This window comes from Variovorax humicola (assembly GCF_037889915.1).
Taxonomy (GTDB): domain Bacteria; phylum Pseudomonadota; class Gammaproteobacteria; order Burkholderiales; family Burkholderiaceae_C; genus Variovorax; species Variovorax humicola.
Genome location: NZ_JBBKZV010000015.1, coordinates 44632 through 61384, shown reverse-complemented (window position 1 = coordinate 61384; position 16753 = coordinate 44632). Strand labels below are relative to the sequence as shown.

The following is a 16753-nucleotide window of genomic DNA, read 5'->3' as shown; positions in this document are numbered from 1 at the left end:
TCCCATGTTTGCTATCCAAAGAATCGCAACGCGCGCCTTGCTGGCCAGCGCCGCAGTGCTGATCGCCCTGAATGCACAGGCGGCGGTGCCGATCGAACACTGGACCTTGTCCAACGGCGCGCAGGTCTGGCTTGCGAGTGTGGACTCGCTGCCGATCCTCGACCTCCAACTCGACTTCGACGCCGGCAGCCGACGCGATCCGGAGGCGCAGGCCGGGCTGGCCAGCGTCACGGCCGGCATGATCGAGAAAGGCATTCGCGCGGCGCCGGCTTCCGGGCCGTATCCAAAGGCGATGGACGAGAACGCGCTGGGCGAGGCCTGGGCAGACCTTGGCGCCAGCTTCGATGCAGGAGCGGGTCCCGAGCGCACCAGCTTCAGCTTGCGCACGCTGTCCGATCCGGCGCTGCTTGACAAGGCGGTGGCGCTGGCCGCGCGCGAGATCGGCGAGCCCTCGTTTCCGGAAGACGTCTGGAAGCGCGAGCGCGAACGAATCGGCGCCGCGATCAAGGAAGCCAACACCAAGCCCGACACCGTCGCTGCGCGCACGTTCTCGCAAGCGGTATACGGCAGCCATCCTTTCGGCGCGGAGGTGACCGAGGAATCGCTGGCGCGCATCGACACGGCGGTGATGCGCACCCGCTATGAGCAACTCATCGCGCCGTGCCGCGCCAAGCTGAGCATCGTCGGTGCGGTCACGCGGCCGCAGGCGGAGGCTATCGCCATGACGCTGATGTCGCGCTTGCCCGCGCAACCGGCGGGATGCGTTGCGCTGCCGGTGGTGCCGGAGGTCATGCCGCTCACGGGGGCGAAGGAAGAGCGCGTTCCGTTCGACTCGGCGCAAGCGCATGTCTATATCGGCGAGCCCGGCTATCCGCGCAGCGACCCGGACCACTTCGCGCTGACGCTGGGCAACTACGTGCTGGGTGGTGGCGGGTTCGTGTCGCGCCTCACCGAGCAGGTGCGCGAGAAGCGCGGGCTGGCCTACAGCATCTACAGCGGCTTTGCACCGGGGCTGCATGCGGGTGCGTTCCGCATCGGCTTCCAGACCCGGCCGGACCAGGCGGACCAGGCGGTCAAGCTTTCGCGCGAAGTGCTGGAGAAGTTCGTGGCCGAAGGCCCGACCGAGGCCGAACTCAAGGCAGCGAAAGACAACCTCATCGGTGGCTTTCCGCTGCTCCTCGACAGTAATCGCAAGCTGCTTGGCAACGTGGCCAACATCGCCTGGTACGGCCTGCCGCTGGACTACCTGGACACCTGGACGACGCGCATGAACGCCATCACCACAGCCGACATCAAGGCCGCGTATCAGCGCAAGCTGCATCCGCAACGCATGGTGACCGTCATTCTCGGCGCCAAGGAATAACGGCCTGACGCCTGGCCCCCCGCAGCGAGGCGCAGCAGGCGTGCCGCGGTTAAGCTCGGCCCGATGAGGAAAGAAACCGCACCCAAGGCCACGGCCAAGCCAGCAGCAAAGGCAGCAAGGCCCGCGAAGGCACCGCGCCACAAGTCTGCGTTGCCGCGCCAGATCCGAATCATCGGGGGCCAATGGAAGCGCACGCGGCTCGCGGTCGCCGACAAGCCCGGCCTGCGCCCCACGCCCGACCGGGTGCGCGAGACGCTGTTCAACTGGCTTGCCAGCCTGGCTGGCGCGGGTGGGGGCGAATTGCCGGGCTGGCAATGCATCGACGCCTTCGCGGGCACCGGCGCGTTGGGGCTCGAGGCGGCATCGCGCGGGGCCGGCAGCGTCATCCTCTGCGAGCAGGACGCGGACCTGGTAGCGCAGTTGCAAGCCATCAAGGCCAAGCTCGATGCCCCGAGCCTGCGCATCGAACGCGGCAACGGAGTGACAGCCGTCGAACGCGCGCCGGTCGGCAGCCTGCACGCGGTGTTCCTCGATCCGCCGTTCGAGCAGGCGGCCCTGTACGAACCCGCGCTACGCGCCGCCGCTCGTGCTTTGCATGCCGACGGCGCGGTGTATCTCGAGGCGCCGCGGCGCTGGACCGACGACGAACTCGCGCCGCTGGGCCTCATCGGCTTTCGCTATATGAAGGCAGGCGCAGTGCATGCACATCTGCTGCGCCCGCTGGCCAATGCGGCTGCATAATCCGCCCGACCCGAAGCCGAACCGGCCGACGGTGGAGGAGCAAAACAAATGTCCAGCGTGATTGCCGTTTACCCCGGCACTTTCGATCCCATAACCTTAGGCCACGAAGACGTGGTTCGGCGCGCTACGCAGCTGTTTTCGCACGTCATCGTGGCGGTGGCGGCTGGCCACCACAAGAAGGCCCTGTTCTCGCTCGAAGAGCGGATCGGCATGGTGCACGAAGCGGTCGAGCCGTTCAAGGACCAGGTGACGGTCGAAAGCTTTTCAGGCCTGCTGCGCGACTTCGTCGTCGCACGCAATGGAAAGGCGATGGTGCGCGGCCTGCGCGCGGTCACCGACTTCGACTATGAATTCCAGCTGGCCGGCATGAATCGGTCGCTGATGCCGAATGTCGAGACCGTGTTCCTCACGCCGAGCGACAAATACCAGTTCATCTCGAGCACCTTCGTGCGCGAGATTGCAATGCTGGGTGGCGAGATAGACAAGTTCGTGTCTTCTGGCGTGCGGAAAAAGCTCGCGGCCAAGGTGCGCAGCCTCGGGCGCGAATGATGCGCGCAGCCCCCGCGGAATGAACGAATCCAGACCGCCCCGGCTCTTCGCCCTGGGCGACGCTGCCTTGTTGTGCGAACTGCCGGCACCTGCGCAACTGGCGGTGCAGCAAAGGATCTGGGCGCTTGCGGCCGAAGCGGTGGAATGGCCTGGCGTTGGCGAGGTGCTGCCGGGCATGAACAACCTGACGTTGATGTTCGACCCGGCGCTCGCCGATGCGGAGTCGCTCGGCGCGCGCATTCTTGCCCAGTGGCCAAAGCTCAAGGCCGGCGCCATCGCAGGGCGCGAGGTGCAGATCCCGGTGGCGTATGGTGGCATCGATGGCCCCGATCTCGGCGATGTCGCCTCCCACACCGGCCTGACGCCGGACGAAGTGGTGCGGCGCCATTGCGCGGGCGATTACGTCGTCTACCTGCTCGGCTTTCTCCCAGGTTTTGCGTTCATGGGCGGCCTTGCACCCGAACTCGCGACACCGCGCCGCGCGGAGCCGCGCACGGCGGTGCCCGCACGATCAGTCGGAATTGGCGGCGAGCAGACCGGCATCTATCCGTTGGTCTCGCCGGGCGGCTGGAACATCATCGGGCGCACGTCGCTGGAAATATTCGACCCCAGCGCGAAGGAGCCGACGCTGCTGCGGCCTGGCGACCGCGTGCGCTTCGTTGCGGAAAGCGTGACGACATGATCACCGTCTTGCGCCCCGGCATCCTGGCTTCGGTGCAGGATCTGGGACGGCACGGCCATCGCCAGCTTGGCATCTGTCCCGGCGGGGCGCTGGACACGCTGGCGCTGACCCTGGCGAATCGACTGGTCGGCAACGCGGACGGCGCGGCGGGGCTGGAAATCACACTGGGCAACTGCGAGCTTCGCTTCGAGTCCGACACGCGCATCGCGCTGGCCGGCGACGACTTTTCCGCGTGCCTCGATGGACAGCGCCTGTGGCCCTGCTGGAGCGTGGCCGTCGGCGCTGGCCAGACTCTCAAGTTGGGCGGTACCAATGCGTCTGGCCGCAAGCCGGGCTTGCGCACCTGGCTTGCCGTGGCGGGCGGCATTGACGTCCTGCCGGTGCTCGGATCACGCAGCACGGACCTGAAGGCCGGCTTTGGCGGTCATCAAGGCCGGGCGCTGCGCAAGAACGATCAGCTGTCGATCGGCCCGTCGGCGCTCGACGAGGCGCAGCGCACTTGCCGCCAGTTCGGCCTGCGCCCGCCCGGTTGGGCGGCAGGCGAAGGCCTCACCGAGCCCATCTCCCTGCGCGTGATGCAGGGCCCGGAATACGAGCAGTACCTGGTTGCGGCCCGGGCTGCCTTGTGGGGCGAAGAGTGGCGCATCACCACCCAGAGCAACCGCATGGGCAGTCGGCTCGCCGGGACGGAACTGAAGCGCCGGCGCCATGCCGACATGCTTTCGTCAGCCGTCATCCCCGGCACGATCCAGGTGCCGCCGTCCGGACAGCCGATCATCCTCATGGGCGATGCACAGACCACCGGCGGCTACCCGCGCATCGGCGTCGTGATCCGCGCCGACCTCTGGAAGCTCGCGCAGGCGCCACTGAACGGGCGACTGCGGCTGGTGGAAGTCGATGCCGTCGCTGCCCGCGACGCATGGGACGCACAACAGCGTTACCTGCGGCAAGTCGCACAAGGCCTGATTTCCGCAAACTGGCCCGTGCAGACGTAGACTGTTCCCCCCACGACGTCGACCCACCATCATTCGAGAGACACCGCGGAAGCGGCTTTGCCGGGCCGCTGGTGTCGCCCCCGGTAGGGGTGGGAGGAGCGCACGACGTGCGCGCAGCCTGGAGGCGAAAAACATGACGATCGATCTCAACGCCGACCTCGGCGAAGGCTGCGAAAACGACGAGGCGCTGCTGGCGCTGGTGAGTTCGGCCAACATTGCCTGTGGCTGGCATGCGGGCGACGCGAAGACGATGCAGCAATGCGTCCGTTGGGCTCTTGCCAATGGCGTGGCCATCGGCGCGCATCCGAGCTTTCCGGACCGCGAGAACTTCGGCCGCAGCGAAATGAACCTGCCTGCGGACGAAGTCATTGCCGGCACGCTCTACCAGATCGGCGCGCTGGCCGCGATCGTCAAGGCGGAGGGCGGGACACTCGCGCACGTCAAGCCGCACGGGGCGCTTTACAACCAGGCGGCCAGGGATCCGGCGCTGGCCGATGCGTTGTGCGAGGCAGTCAGGCGCTTCGACCCGTCGCTCAAGTTCTTCGGGCTCGCCGGCAGCGGCATGATCGCCGCGGCCCGCCGCGCCGGCCTGAAACCGGTGGAAGAGGTTTTTGCCGACCGCGGCTACAACCCCGACGGCAGCCTGGTCAGCCGAAAGCTCCCGGGCGCGCTGATCGAGGACGATGCCCAGGCCATTGCCCAAACCATTTCGTTGGTACGAGACCACAGAGTGACGGCTGTCGATGGCAGCACGGTGGCGGTGAATGCCCAGACCGTTTGCCTGCACGGCGACGGCGCCCACGCCTTGCAGTTCGCGAAAAACATCCGCGAACGGCTCACCGGGGAAGGCATTCCAATTCGCGCCATGAGTTGAAACAACGTGAACTATTTTTCTTTTTTCGGCACAACGGCGTGCTTTGGCAGATAATGCCGCAGCTTTCCTGCAGGTTCCTGCGGGCCGGCAAACGGTGATAGGTCGGTTTCGCGCCACAGCGGTTTTGTTTGTTGTGATTCTGGGACTCCATCGCTTTTGTTTCTTGTAATTTGAGGAGTCCCGAAATGGGCAAAAAACTGTACGTGGGCAATCTCGCCTACTCGATCCGTGACAACGACCTGGAACAGGCCTTCGGCCAGTACGGTGCTGTCGCCAGCGCCAAGGTCATGATGGAGCGCGACACCGGTCGTTCCAAGGGTTTCGGCTTTGTCGAAATGGGCACCGACGCAGAAGCGCTCGCAGCCATTGAAGGCATGAACGGCCACGCACTCGAAGGCCGCAGCCTGACGGTGAACGAAGCCCGTCCGATGGAACCGCGCCCCTCGGGCGGTTTCGGTGGCGGCGGCGGCCGTAGTGGTGGTGGTGGTGGCGGCGGCTACGGCGGCGGTGGCGGCGGTGGCCGCAGTGGTGGTGGCGGCGGCTACGGTGGTGGTGGCGGCGGCGGCGGTTACGGTGGTGGCGGTGGTGGCTACGGTGGCGGCAACAGCCGCGGCGGCTACTAAGCACTCGCTGCTCTGAAATAAAAAGGCTCCTTCGGGAGCCTTTTTTGCGTCTGTGGCCTGGCTGCCGATCAGTCCTCGAAGCGGGTCAGCCAAGCGGCCAGGGTTTCATTGACGAGCGCGGGCTTTTCCATCGTCAGCATGTGGCCGCAGTCGGGTACCCAGACCAGTTCGGCGGCGGGCACCAGCGCTGCGATTTCCCGCGAACACTCCGGTGGGGTCAGTCGGTCGGTGTCGCCGCACATCACCAGCACCGGACAGCGCAGGCCGGGCAATTGGCCGCGCGCATCGGGCCGCTGCATCAGCGCGCGGTTCTGATTGATCAGCTGGCCGGCGCCGGCGTCGAGCATCATGCACAGGTATCGGTCCACCAGTGTCGCATCGGCGGCCTGCTTCGGGTGGAACGCGAACATGATGTTGGGCTTGATCACCCCGAGCACGTCGCCGCGTGCGAACAGTTCGATGGCGGCCTCGCGCAGCGCGCGCATGTCAGGCGTCTCGGCGCGTGGGTTGGTGCCGAGGAGCGCCAGGCCCTGGATGCGTTCGGGTGCCTGGCGGGCCGCTTCCATCGCGATCATGCCGCCCATCGAGGCGCCACACAGGATCAGCGGGCCATCGTGCGCCTCGAGTACGGCGCGCGCCATTTCCTCGATGGTTGCGAATCGCATGTGCGCGTCGCTCACCGCAGGCCTCATGTTGTCGGGGAGGGCGGGCCACTGGTCTTGCCAGAGGCGGTCGTCGCAGGCAAGGCCGGGAATCAGGACGAGTTGGGGCATGACGGGAGCGGCAGGAGAAATCGCAATGCGAGGCTGTCAACGATTCTGGCATTGACACATGGGGGACGCGGTGCCGATGGGACAATGTGAGTACGCACCATGCCAATTGCCACCAACCTGATCCTGATCCGCCACGGCGAAACCGACTGGAACCGCGAACTGCGCTTTCAAGGCCATGTCGACGTGCCCCTCAACGACATGGGTCACGAACAGGCCCGCCGGCTCGGCCTGCGGCTGGCCGGAGAGCCGGTACAGCAGGTGATCTGCAGCGACCTGATGCGCGCACAGCAAACGGCGGCGCCGGCCGCGCAGCAACTCAAGCTGCCGATCGTCACGACCGTCGGATTGCGCGAGCAGCACTTCGGCGTGGCCGAGGGTCTGCGCGCAGATGAGATTCGCGCGCTGCATCCGCGCGCGTGGGAGCAGTGGCTCGAATTTCGCGAAGAGCATTCGATGCCCGAAGGCGAATCGGCACTCGTATTTCATGCGCGGATCATCGAGGCGCTGCGGCGAATCGCGACGACGCATGCCGGCCAGAACGTGCTGGTGGTGACGCATGGCGGCGTGCTCGACATGGTGTGGCGCACCGCCAAGGGCATGAGCCTGAGCGGGCCGCGGCAGAGCGACATTCCCAACGCCGGGTTCAACCGCGTTCGGCTGGCCGATGCGGCGCATCCAACGCGCATCGAGATCCTCGATTGGGCCGACACGGCGCACCTGAAGGATCTGCCGCCGCAGCCGACCTACGACCAGCGCCGTCACCTGGCGCCTGCTTCCGTGGTCAAGCGCTCGTCAGACGCCGGCTGATTTCCCTCGGCGTCTTGCTGAGCGGCCCGTCGGTGGTTTCCATGTGGGCGACGAGGAACTGCTCACTGCCGACCAGCAGCTTGCGATAGAGCAATTCGCACAATTCGCGTGCGCGCAGGCCGGGCCAATCGTCGGGCAGCAAGGCCGCCGGCAGGTTGGGATCGCGCAGCAAGACCCGGCGGTATTCGTGGATCAGCAAGGTGCGCAGGAAGAAGGCTTCAGCCTGCGTCAATGAATCCAGCAGCGCGACAGCAGGCGCGAAGCGGGTGATGAATTGCTGCCATGCCTGCTCCACCTTGGCGAGCTTGAAGGTGTCGTGCATCAGCGCCTGCAGCGGCTTGCGGCCGTAGTCGTCGAGGCTCTGCGCGCTCAGCACGGCAACGTGCCCTTCGGCCTTGGCGGCTCGCAGTATTTCCTGCAGCGATTGGTGGTCCACATGCGGGTGCGCAAAGATGCCGGGGGACAACTGGCCGAAGCTTTCCCACAGCAGTTCGCGCTTCAGGTGCTGGCGCATGCTGGCGCGCATGCCGGCTTCCAGCAGCACCAGCGTCCATCGGCCGTCCCATGTGGGGAGGTTGAACTCGTAGATGCGCCGGTCGGCATGCCGCACACGCAACAGGCCCACATCCGACAAACCGTAGTAGCTGCGTCGCCCGATGCGCGTGGCGCTGAACCAATCATCCGCGGTGAGGCGGAATGCACTGGTGCGCACCAGCCGCGACGAGATGCCGAACGGCTCCGCCAGGCTGATCAAACTGCCCAGCCAGACCGACTGGCGCCGCGGTGCGATCGCGTCGCCGTAGATGGTGATCAGCACCGAGTTGGCACGCATCACGAGCCCGCGCCGAAGCCTCGCAACGCTGGGCGAGATCTTCCCTTCAAGCGTTGCCGATGGCATGGCGTGCTCCGGAAATGATACACATCATTCGATTGTATGAGTCCTTTTGTATCACTACCATTCATTTCAGTTCGAGGGATTGATCCTCGTCAACGACACGATGAATGGAGACATGCATGTACGCACAACTCGTCGAGACGGGTGCACAGGCGGTCAAGACGCTGGATGAAATGTCGCCGCAGGAGCGCGCATTTCAGGAGCGGATCGACGCCAGCATCAAGGTCGAACCCAAGGATTGGATGCCTGAGGGTTATCGCAAGACGCTGATCCGGCAGATCTCGCAACACGCGCATTCCGAATACGTCGGCATGCTGCCCGAAGCCAACTGGATCACGCGGGCGCCCACGCTGCAACGCAAGGCCATCCTCATGGCCAAGGTGCAGGATGAAGCGGGCCACGGCCTGTACTTGTACAGCGCGGTCGAGACGCTCGGCGTGACGCGCGACCAGACTTACCTCGACCTGCTGTCGGGCAAGGCCAAGTACTCGAGCATCTTCAACTACCCCACACTGACCTGGGCCGACATCGGCGCCATCGGCTGGCTGGTCGATGGCTCGGCGATCGTGAACCAGGTGCCGATCTGCCGCTGCTCCTACGGGCCGTATGCGCGCGCCATGGTGCGGGTGTGCAAGGAGGAATCGTTCCATCAGCGCCAGGGCTTCGAGATCATGCACACGCTGTGCCGCGGCACGCCGGCGCAGAAGGCGATGGCGCAGGACGCGCTCAACCGCTGGTGGTGGCCTTCCATCGCCATGCATGGCCCGGCCGATGACCAGTCGGTGAACAGCGCGCAGTCGATGGCCTGGAAGATCAAGTCGCAGACCAACGATGCGCTGCGCCAGAAGTTCATCGACCAGACCGTGCCGCAAGCCGAGTTCCTCGGCCTGACGATTCCCGACGCCGACCTGAGGTGGAACGAGGAACGCGGCCACTACGACTACGGCCCCATCGACTGGGAAGATTTTTTCAACGTGGTGCGCGGCAAGGGACCATGCAACCAGGAGCGCCTGGCAGCGCGCAACAAGGCATGGGACGAAGGCGCCTGGTTTCGCGAAGCGATGCAGGCCTACGCGGACCAGCAGGAACAACCCGACGAACTGAAGGTGGCATGACATGAACCCCGAGCAAAAAACCCGACGCGAATGGCCCCTGTGGGAAATCTTCATTCGCAGCCAGCACGGCCTCGCGCACAAGCATGTGGGCAGCCTGCATGCAGTGGATGGCGCCAGCGCCGTACAGCATGCGCGTGATGTCTACACGCGGCGCAACGAAGGCGTGAGCATCTGGGTCGTGCGTGCGGCCGACGTGCTGGCCAGCAGCCCCGGCGACAAGGAGGCGCTGTTCGACGCGGCGCAGAGCAAGGTGTATCGCCATCCGACGTTCTTTCCCATGCCCGATGGCGTGGAGCACATCTAGAAATGAAACACCCCCGAAGCGCCTGCGGCGCCTCCCCCTCGAGGGACCGATACCAGCGGCACGGCGAAGCCGGTTCCGCGGTATCCCTGGTGGTATCCCTGGTATTTGGCGGCGCCAGTTTCATCTGCCGCGGGTCGCGCGAAGCGCGGTGGAGCAACTGACATGAACGCGAAACTCGAATACCTGCTGCGCATGGGCGACAACTGCCTGGTGCTGTCGCAGCAACTGGCCGCCTGGTGCGGCCATGGGCCGGCGCTGGAGGAAGATCTTGCGCTGACCAACGTGGCGCTCGACTTGCTGGGACAGTCGCGGATGTGGCTGACCCTGGCGGGCGAGGAAGAAGGCCTTGGCCGCGACGAAGACGCGCTCGCCTACTTCCGCGACGGCAATGAATTCCGCAACCTCCTGCTCGTGGAGCAGCCCAACGGCCATTACGGCAACACGGTGGCGCGGCAGTTCCTGTTCGATGCGTGGCACATGCACGTGCTGGCCGGCTTGGGCGAGTCGAGCGATGCGCGCATTGCCGAGATAGCGCAGAAGGCAGTGAAGGAGGTCCGCTATCACTTCGAACGCAGCGCCGGATTGATGATTGCATTGGGCCGCGGCACGCAGGAAAGCCATGTCCGCATGCAAGCTGCTGTGGAGTTGCTCTGGCCGTATGCCAGCGAATGGTTCGAGTCGGATGCGGTGGACGAAGCATGCGCCGCGTCTGGCGTGGCACCCGCAGCGCCTTCGCTCGCCGCCCCGTGGCGCGCCAGTGTCGAGGCGGTGCTGAGCCGCGCCACGCTGGCGATGCCGACATACGTCGGTCATCAGCGTGGCGGCAAGCGCGGTGTGCACACGGAGCATCTGGGTCACCTGCTGACCGACCTGCAATTCGTACAGCGCACCTATCCGGGAGCGCAGTGGTGAGCGCCGTGATGGCGGCGCCGCAGGCGCAGATCTCGCGCGACACCGTGAGGGCCTGGCTCGGCGAGGTGATGGACCCGGAAGTGCCCGTGGTCTCGGTCGTGGACCTCGGCCTCATTCGCAATGTCGAGTGGCTGGGCGATTCGCTGGTCGTCACCGTGACGCCAACCTACTCGGGCTGCCCGGCCACCGAAGTCATCGCACAGTCGATCCGCGATGCGTTGCATGCGCGCGGTGTCGAGCAGGTGCAGGTGCGCACCCAACTCGCGCCTGCATGGACCACCGACTGGATGAGCGCCAAGGGCCGCGATGCATTGCGTGCCTACGGCATCGCGCCGCCGGTGCTGCGAGCTGCTGCCTTGGACGGCACGCAGGCCATCGATATCAGCGCATTGCTGCCGCAGCGCGTGATCGTGCCGTGCCCGCAATGCAACTCGCGCAAGACGCGTCTGCTGTCGCAGTTCGGCTCGACCGCCTGCAAGGCGCTCTACCAGTGCAACGACTGCCTGGAACCCTTCGACTACTTCAAGGCGCACTGAAAATGGCCGCTCCACAATTCCATTCCCTCCAGGTCAGTCACGTCGAGCAAGCGACGCGCGATGCGGTCGCGGTGACCTTCGCGGTGCCAGGGCACCTCGACGACACCTTCTCGTATGTGCAAGGCCAGTACCTGACGTTGCGCACCCTGCTCGATGGCGAGGAACTGCGTCGCTCGTATTCGATCTGCTCGGCCGTGCAGGACCGTCGGTTGCGCGTGGCCATCAAGCGCGTGTCGGGCGGTGCGTTTTCCAACTGGGCGGCCGAGAACCTGCGGCCGGGCACCGCGATCGAGGTCATGCCGCCGCAGGGGCACTTCCATATGGCACTGCAACCCGATGCACAGCGCCATGTCGTGGCCTTCGCCTCCGGCAGCGGCATCACGCCGGTGTTGTCGATCATCAAGACCACCTTGCTGGCCGAACCGCACACCAGCGTGACGCTCGTGTACGGCAACCGCTCGTCGAGCGGCGTGATGTTCAAGGAAGAACTCGAAGACCTGAAGGACACCTACCTCGGCCGCTTCAACCTGGTCTGGATCATGAGCCGCGAGTCGCAGGACATTCCGCTGTTCAACGGCCGCATCGACCACGAGAAGTGCAGCCAGTTGCTCACGCACTGGATCGACCCGGCCGGAATCGACGCAGCCTTCATCTGCGGGCCGGAAGACATGATGCTGGCCACCTCGCAAGCGCTGCAGGACCATGGCGTGGACAAGTCGCGCATCAAGGTCGAGCTGTTCGGCACCGCGCCCAAGGACGGCAAGCCGCGCGTGGCGCGCGCCGCCGCGGAAGGCAGCGACCAGTGCGAAGTCGAAGTCGTCGTCGACGGAACGCGGCGCAGCTTCTTCATGCGCAAGAACACCGACAACCTGGTCGACGCCGGCATCAAGGCCGGACTGGAAATGCCGTACTCGTGCAAGGGCGGCGTCTGCTCGACCTGCCGCGCCAAGGTACTGCATGGCGAAGTCGACATGGACATCAATTTCGCACTCGAAGACTACGAGGTGGCGCGCGGCTTCGTGCTGTGCTGCCAGAGCTATCCCGTCACCGACAAGCTGGTCATCGATTTCGACCAGGAACACGCGCACAACTGAAACCCATTGCAGGAGACAAGAATCGATGACGACCGCATTGTTCGAAAAGCACAAGGCCAAGCTGGCACAGGCAACCGACGCGCTGGCGGCCCGCAGCTACTGGAGCCCGTTCAGCGAGATGCCCAGCCCCAAGGTCTACGGCGAGACCGCCGCCGATGAGGGCAAGCGGGCCTTTGAGTCCTACCTCGGCAAGCGCTTCGATCTGGGCCAGCCGGGGCAGGTGGGAACGCATGCCGGCGAGCAATCGCCCTATGGCGTGGCGCTGGACGTGCACTATCCGGTCTGCGAGCCGCAAGCGCTGGTCGATGCGGCCCTCAAGGCAATGCCGACTTGGGAACAACTCGGCGCGCAAGGGCGCACCGGCATCCTGATGGAGGCGCTGGAACGCCTGAACCAGCGCAGCTTCGAGATCGCCCACGCGGTGATGACCACCACCGGCCAAGGCTGGATGATGGCCTTCCAGGCTGGCGGCCCCCACGCGCAAGACCGAGGCCTGGAAGCGCTGGCATGTGCATGGCGCGAGCAGTCTGCGATTCCCGGCGAAGTCATCTGGGAGAAGCCGCAGGGCAAGAATCCGCCGCTGCGGATGCAGAAGCATTTCGAGATCGTTGGCCGGGGCGTGGGCCTCGTCATCGGATGCGGCACTTTTCCGACCTGGAACACCTATCCCGGCGTGTTCGCCGCGCTGGCCACCGGCAACCCGGTGATCGTGAAGCCGCACGGCAATGCGATCCTGCCGGCGGCGATCACGGTGAAGGTCATCCGTGAAGTGATGCAAGAGAACGGCATCGACCCGAACATCATCACGCTCGCAGTGACCACCGAAAACAGTGCCACGCAGGCGCTCGCCATGCACCCGGCGGTGAAGTCGGTCGACTTCACCGGCAGCAACCAGTTCGGAAACTGGCTCCTCGACAACTGCAAGCAGGCGCAGGTCTACGCGGAGCTGGCGGGGGTCAACAACGTCGTCATCGAATCCACCGACGCCTACCGCGCAATGCTGAAGAACCTGGCGTTCTCGCTGTCGCTGTACTCGGGCCAGATGTGCACGACCACGCAAGTGATCATCGTGCCCGCCGACGGCATCGCCACCGACGAAGGACACAAGAGCTTCGACGAAGTGGCAGCGGACCTGGGCGCCGCGATCGCCGCATTCGTCGCCGACAACAAGGTGGCCTGCGCCGTGCTGGGAGCGATCCAGTCCGACGACACGCTGCGCCGCGTCGAAGAGGCGCATACCTACGCCGAAGTCGTGCTGCCCACGCAGGCGCTGGCACATCCCGAGTTCCCCGCCGCGCGCGTGCGCACGCCGGTCCTGCTCAAGTGCGATGCCAGCGACGAGAAGGCCTACATGCAGGAGCGCTTCGGTCCGATCAGCTTCGTCGTACGCGCGGCCGATGCGCAAGCGGCCGTGGCCTTGTCCGAGCGCATCGTGCGCGAACACGGCGCACTCACCACCGGCATCTATTCGATGAAGCCGGAAGTCGTCGAGGCCATGGTGGAAGCCACGTGGCGCGGCAAGGTGTCGCTGTCGATCAATCTCACCGGCAACATCTTCGTGAACCAGTCGGCAGCGTTCTCCGACTTCCACGGGACCGGCGGCAACCCGTCTGCCAATGCCTCGTACGCGGACTCGGCCTTCGTGGCCAACCGCTTCCGTGTCGCGCAGCGGCGCTTTCACGTCTGAGGCCCGGCAGGAGCGATACATGCAGTACCACTACATCCTCCTGGCGGGGGAGGAGGGCGTCGCTCGCCTGGGCCGAACGCATCCGCGTGCCGGCCGTGTGCCGCGTAGTCGACAACGTGCGGCAGGACCACGGCGAAGACCGCTGTCGCACCTGGTCCTGGCTGCTGCGCAAGGCCGCAGACGCGACACCCTCCACGCCTAGCCCCGCTCCCGACATTCCACGATTCAGTACAGGAGACAACCATGACACTGCACACCACCCCCACCGACCTGCTGGACCCGATCGAGCGGGCCAGCCGCGACGAGATCACCGCGCTCCAGCTGAAGCGGCTGAAGGTCACGCTCGATCACGTCTATGCCAACGTGCCGCACTACCGCCAGGCCTTCGATGCCAAGGGCGTGCATCCGGACGACCTCAAGACGCTGGCCGACCTGGCCAAGTTCCCGTTCACCACCAAGAAGGACCTCCGCGACAACTACCCCTTCGGCCTGTTCGCGGTGCCGCAAAGCCAGGTCTCGCGCATCCACGCGTCGTCGGGCACCACCGGCAAGCCGACGGTGGTGGGCTACACGAAGAACGACATCGACAACTGGGCGAATCTCGTCGCGCGATCCATCCGCGCCGCGGGCGGCCGTGCAGGCGACGCGATGCACATCGCCTACGGCTACGGCCTGTTCACCGGCGGCCTGGGTGCGCACTACGGCGCCGAGCGCCTGGGATGCACCGTGATCCCGATGTCGGGCGGCCAGACCGAGAAGCAGGTGCAGCTCATCCAGGACTTCAAGCCGCGCCTGATCATGGTCACGCCGTCATACATGCAGGTCATCCTGGAGGAGTTCGCGCGCCAGGGCATCGACCCGCGCGAAAGCTCGCTCAAGATCGGCATCTTCGGCGCCGAGCCGTGGACCGAAGGCATGCGTCGCGACATCGAAGCACAGGCCGGCATCGACGCGGTGGACATCTACGGCTTGTCCGAAGTGATGGGTCCCGGCGTCGCCAGCGAGTGCATCGAGTCCAAGGACGGCCCGGTGATCTGGGAAGACCATTTCTACCCGGAGATCATCAACCCCGACACCGGCGAACTGGTCGCCGACGGCGAGGAGGGCGAACTGGTCTTCACCTCGCTGACCAAGGAAGCATTCCCCGTCATCCGCTACCGCACGCGCGACCTCACGCGCCTGATGCCGCCCACGTCGCGCGCCTTCCGCCGCATCGGCAAGATCGTCGGCCGCTCGGACGACATGCTCATCATCCGCGGCGTGAACGTATTCCCGACGCAGATCGAGGAACTGGTGCTCAAGCACGGCAAGCTCTCGCCGCTCTACCAGATGGTCGTCACGCGCGAAGGCCTGCTTGACGAGGTCGAGGTACTGGCTGAACTTCAGCCCGGCGCAGCCAGCATGCCTGCGAGCGAGGTGGCCGATACGGCGCGCTGGCTGCAGCAGCGCATCAAGACCATGGTCGGCATCAGTACGCGGGTGTCGGTGCAGTTGCCGGACTCCATCGAGCGTACGCAGACCGGCAAGTCGCGCCGCGTGATCGACAAGCGGCCGCGCGCCTGAATGCGTTCGGCTGTCCGCACATTTCGTCGAGCGGATCTGAATTTGCGGCGCGCGGCAGGGCGCAGTTGGGCGTGCGGCCGTTGGCGAAGAACGGTGCCGTCGACGGAATAAGGGTATGCCCTGATCTTGTTTCGTGAAGCCAGCAAGCAAACACCAAGTGATACACAGATTCCAGTTGTACGGGTACCTTTGGGTTCACTAGGATGCGTGCATGCTGCAACCGACGGTGCCCGATTTCCACTATGCCCGGACGCTCACGTCCGATGCCGGTGAGCATGCCGCGAGCCTGAGTGCATGGGACCAGCGCTACGAGCAGCTGTCGGGCGGGCGCTTCGAAGGTTGCCTTGAAGAGTTCCGCATCGGACCGGTGCAGATCTTTCGCGAGCAGGCCAACCAGGCCGTGCTGCAAGGCGGGCGGCCGCGCGCGAACACCGTGACCGTCGCGCTGCCGCAAGCCGTCGACCGCGCCGGCTGGTATTGCGGGCACCAGCTCAACGAAGACCGGGCGATTGCCATCACCTCGAATCGCGAATTCGAACTCGTTGCATGCGCCGGCATGGGGCTCGTCGCAGTCTGCGTCGACACCGATGCACTCAGGAAACGTGCCGCCGTCGTGCTGGGGCAGGACCTCGAGCAGCGCCTCCCCGCGCCTTCGCTGCTGAACAAGTCGGCGTTCAATCACGGTGCATTGAAGACCCAGCTCGAAAGCGCCATATCGCTGGTACGCCAGCGGCCCGAGACACTCAACGATGCGACGGTGCGCGCGCGCCTGGCCGAGTCGCTGACCGACGCCGTGCTGGACTGCATCGCGCCCAGCCACATCGAGTCGAACCTGCTTCCGGGTGCCGCCGCGCGCAGGCAGATCGTGGCCATCGCGCGGGAGTACATGCGCAGCCACGCCGATGAGCCGATCTCCGTGCCGGACTTGTGCGTGGCCACTGGCGCTTCGCGCCGCGCGCTGCAATACGCATTCGAGAATGTCGTCCAGCTGAGCCCGGTGACGTACCTGCGCGTCATGCGCCTCAACCAGGTGCGCAGCGAACTGCAGGCGTGTCGCAACGACACGGTCGGCGACGTGGCCGCGCGCTGGGGCTTCTGGCACCCGTCGCGCTTTGCGGCCGAGTACCGCCAACTGTTCGGCGAGCTTCCTTCCGCGACGCGCACGCGCTTCGCGGCGTCCGCTGCGTCGCAGCGGCCCCACTGACTTGCGCATCGCTTGGCTTGATCGGCGCGCCGTGAT

18 protein-coding genes are annotated in these 16753 nt (G+C 65.6%); 16 read left to right on the top strand and 2 right to left on the bottom strand.

What is annotated here, in order from left to right; genetic code table 11:
- Positions 1 to 4 precede the first annotated feature (4 nt).
- From WKW80_RS21805 to WKW80_RS21775, 7 genes are all read left to right on the top strand, one after another.
- The gene (locus WKW80_RS21805) at positions 5 to 1363 is read left to right on the top strand and encodes a M16 family metallopeptidase (protein WP_340365660.1); all 1359 of its coding nucleotides are present in this window, start codon (positions 5 to 7) and stop codon (positions 1361 to 1363) included.
- A gap of 63 nt (positions 1364 to 1426) precedes the next feature.
- Entirely contained in the window at positions 1427 to 2104 is a 678-nt protein-coding gene (locus WKW80_RS21800; RefSeq protein ID WP_340365659.1) for an RsmD family RNA methyltransferase, read from the top strand.
- Between the two features lie 48 nt (positions 2105 to 2152).
- Positions 2153 to 2653, top strand: coding sequence for a pantetheine-phosphate adenylyltransferase (gene coaD / locus WKW80_RS21795; protein ID WP_340365658.1), 501 nt, complete (start codon positions 2153 to 2155; stop codon positions 2651 to 2653).
- A gap of 19 nt (positions 2654 to 2672) precedes the next feature.
- On the top strand, positions 2673 to 3335 hold the full coding sequence (pxpB, locus tag WKW80_RS21790) for a 5-oxoprolinase subunit PxpB (protein ID WP_340365657.1): 663 nt from the start codon (positions 2673 to 2675) through the stop codon (positions 3333 to 3335).
- Positions 3332 to 4330, top strand: a complete 999-nt coding sequence (locus WKW80_RS21785) for a 5-oxoprolinase subunit C family protein (protein WP_340365656.1) — start codon at positions 3332 to 3334, stop codon at positions 4328 to 4330. Before pxpB ends, WKW80_RS21785 begins: the two co-directional genes overlap by 4 nt.
- A gap of 133 nt (positions 4331 to 4463) precedes the next feature.
- On the top strand, positions 4464 to 5204 hold the full coding sequence (pxpA, locus tag WKW80_RS21780; protein ID WP_340365655.1) for a 5-oxoprolinase subunit PxpA: 741 nt from the start codon (positions 4464 to 4466) through the stop codon (positions 5202 to 5204).
- 185 nt (positions 5205 to 5389) lie between these two features.
- Positions 5390 to 5827, top strand: a complete 438-nt coding sequence (locus WKW80_RS21775; RefSeq protein WP_340365654.1) for an RNA recognition motif domain-containing protein — start codon at positions 5390 to 5392, stop codon at positions 5825 to 5827.
- Between the two features lie 68 nt (positions 5828 to 5895).
- Here the strand turns inward: WKW80_RS21775 and WKW80_RS21770 are convergent, their stop codons facing one another.
- On the bottom strand, positions 5896 to 6600 hold the full coding sequence (locus WKW80_RS21770) for an alpha/beta fold hydrolase (protein WP_340365653.1): 705 nt from the start codon (positions 6598 to 6600) through the stop codon (positions 5896 to 5898).
- Between the two features lie 99 nt (positions 6601 to 6699).
- Here WKW80_RS21770 and WKW80_RS21765 point away from each other — a divergent pair, with 99 nt between their 5' ends.
- Entirely contained in the window at positions 6700 to 7407 is a 708-nt protein-coding gene (locus WKW80_RS21765; RefSeq protein ID WP_340365652.1) for a histidine phosphatase family protein, read from the top strand.
- Here the strand turns inward: WKW80_RS21765 and paaX are convergent.
- Positions 7382 to 8305: a phenylacetic acid degradation operon negative regulatory protein PaaX gene (paaX, locus tag WKW80_RS21760; protein WP_340365651.1), complete on the bottom strand. Its 924-nt coding sequence runs from the start codon at positions 8303 to 8305 to the stop codon at positions 7382 to 7384. The genes WKW80_RS21765 and paaX overlap by 26 nt on opposite strands.
- A 116-nt stretch (positions 8306 to 8421) precedes the next feature.
- Here paaX and paaA point away from each other — a divergent pair, with 116 nt between their 5' ends.
- The 8 genes from paaA (at position 8422) to WKW80_RS21720 (ending at position 16717) form a co-directional block, all read left to right on the top strand.
- Positions 8422 to 9417 (top strand): 1,2-phenylacetyl-CoA epoxidase subunit PaaA, encoded by a 996-nt coding sequence (gene paaA / locus WKW80_RS21755; RefSeq protein WP_340365650.1) that lies wholly within the window; start codon positions 8422 to 8424, stop codon positions 9415 to 9417.
- A gap of 1 nt (position 9418) precedes the next feature.
- Positions 9419 to 9721, top strand: a complete 303-nt coding sequence (gene paaB, locus WKW80_RS21750; protein WP_340365648.1) for a 1,2-phenylacetyl-CoA epoxidase subunit PaaB — start codon at positions 9419 to 9421, stop codon at positions 9719 to 9721.
- 162 nt (positions 9722 to 9883) lie between these two features.
- A complete protein-coding gene (gene paaC / locus WKW80_RS21745; RefSeq protein WP_340365647.1) occupies positions 9884 to 10633 on the top strand; it encodes a 1,2-phenylacetyl-CoA epoxidase subunit PaaC in 750 nt (249 codons plus the stop codon).
- A gap of 8 nt (positions 10634 to 10641) precedes the next feature.
- Complete coding sequence (paaD, locus tag WKW80_RS21740; protein WP_340365730.1) at positions 10642 to 11169, top strand: 1,2-phenylacetyl-CoA epoxidase subunit PaaD; 528 nt, start codon at positions 10642 to 10644, stop codon at positions 11167 to 11169.
- 2 nt (positions 11170 to 11171) lie between these two features.
- A complete protein-coding gene (gene paaE / locus WKW80_RS21735; RefSeq protein ID WP_340365646.1) occupies positions 11172 to 12263 on the top strand; it encodes a 1,2-phenylacetyl-CoA epoxidase subunit PaaE in 1092 nt (363 codons plus the stop codon).
- A gap of 25 nt (positions 12264 to 12288) precedes the next feature.
- Positions 12289 to 13950 carry a phenylacetic acid degradation protein PaaN gene (paaN, locus tag WKW80_RS21730; protein WP_340365645.1) on the top strand — a complete coding sequence of 554 codons (1662 nt, stop codon included), beginning with the start codon at positions 12289 to 12291 and terminating at the stop codon, positions 13948 to 13950.
- Between the two features lie 243 nt (positions 13951 to 14193).
- The gene (paaK, locus tag WKW80_RS21725) at positions 14194 to 15513 is read left to right on the top strand and encodes a phenylacetate--CoA ligase PaaK (RefSeq protein WP_340365644.1); all 1320 of its coding nucleotides are present in this window, start codon (positions 14194 to 14196) and stop codon (positions 15511 to 15513) included.
- Between the two features lie 211 nt (positions 15514 to 15724).
- A complete protein-coding gene (locus tag WKW80_RS21720) occupies positions 15725 to 16717 on the top strand; it encodes a helix-turn-helix domain-containing protein (RefSeq protein WP_340365643.1) in 993 nt (330 codons plus the stop codon).
- The last annotated feature ends 36 nt before the right edge of the window (positions 16718 to 16753 follow it).